1 protein-coding gene and 1 pseudogene are annotated in these 1310 nt (G+C 70.7%); one reads left to right on the forward strand and one right to left on the reverse strand.

What is annotated here, in order from left to right; genetic code table 11:
* Positions 1-449, reverse strand: a pseudogene (locus tag D7W79_RS42020) (cell envelope biogenesis protein TolA); the annotation flags it as partial.
* 177 nt (positions 450-626) lie between these two features.
* On the opposite strand from D7W79_RS42020, the gene D7W79_RS42025 reads away from it, so the two are divergent.
* Positions 627-1310 (forward strand): 2-oxo acid dehydrogenase subunit E2 (locus tag D7W79_RS42025; RefSeq protein WP_120530757.1); only part of this gene is annotated, 684 nt, incomplete at its 3' end.

Raw genomic sequence — 1310 nt, forward strand, 5'->3', positions numbered from 1 at the left:
GAGACAGGGCGGGGGCTGTTGCGCGACTCGGTCTCCGCGCGCAGCCGGGCGTTCTCCGTCAGGGCCTGCGCCAGCTCCGAACGGGTCTGCTCCAGCTGGATGCTGGCGTTGCGCTCCACCTCGGCACGGGCCTTGGCCAGGTCGTTCGAACCCTTGTCGCCTTCCTTCTGCTCGAAGAGCTTGCGCTTGGTCTGCTTGAGCTGCTCCTTGACCTCCTGGAGCTGCGCGCGCTGCTCGTCCAGCTCCTTCTGCTTGCGCTGGACCTCCGATTCCGCCTTCGCGCGTGCCTTGCTCTCGGACTCCAGCTCGCCCCGGAACGACGGCGCGGAAGAGGAAGAAGAGAGCGAGGGACGGCCCGCGTTGGCACCAGCGCCGCTCTTGTCTCCGAAGAGCAGCAGGCCGAGCGTCACCGCGAACCCGACCGATACGAGGATGAGTGCAACCAGCAAGGGAACGACCTCCACAGAAGGATGCAAAAAGCGGGGCAGCCTACCGCTGGGACATGGCGCGTCAAGGCTTCACTGGCAGGCGACCCGGCGGGCCCCACCCACCGCGCCGGCCGGGCCGCGCCGTCCGCCTGTATTCCGGCTCCCCCATGAGCGCCGTCCTGGGGCACGCTCCCGTCCATGGCGCACCTGGAGCTGAAGCCGAAGCGGGACGTGTCGAGCTTCCGCAAGCTCGCCATCGGGAGCTGGACGACCGCGTATGACCCGACGGTCTACGGCACGCTGACGGTGCGCATGGACGCGGCGCTCGCCTGGCTGGACGCCTTCCACCAGCGCACCGGCGTGCGGCTCACCGCGACGCACCTGGTCCTCAAGGCCGTGGGTGAAGCGCTGCGCCGCTGCCCGGACGCGAACGCGCTCTTGCGCTACCAGCGCATCTACCTGCGCCAGCGCATCACCGTGTGCGCGGTGCTCCCCGGCGCGGATCAGCAGGGCCTCACGCCCGTGCGCATCGAGGACGTGGACCGGAAGTCCGTGCACGAGCTGGCGCTGGAGGTGGAAACCACCGCGGCGCGCGTGCGCGAGGGCCGCGACCCGCAGGTGGAGCAGGGCCGGCGCCTCCTGGAGCGCGTGCCGCACCTGCTGCTGCACCGCTTCACCGGGCTGGTGTCGTTCCTCACGTACACGCTGAACGTGGATCCATCGTGGCTCGGGCTGCCGAGGGATCCGTTCGGCTCGGCGGTGGTGGTGGACGTGGGCGCGCTGGGACTGGACACGGCGTACCTGCCGCTGGCGCCCTTCACCCGCGTGCCCGTCTTCCTCGCGCCCGGCGCGGTGCGGGAGGTGGCGGTGGTGGAGGAGGGG

The organism is Corallococcus exercitus (assembly GCF_003611585.1).
Classification (GTDB): Bacteria; Myxococcota; Myxococcia; order Myxococcales; family Myxococcaceae; genus Corallococcus; species Corallococcus exercitus.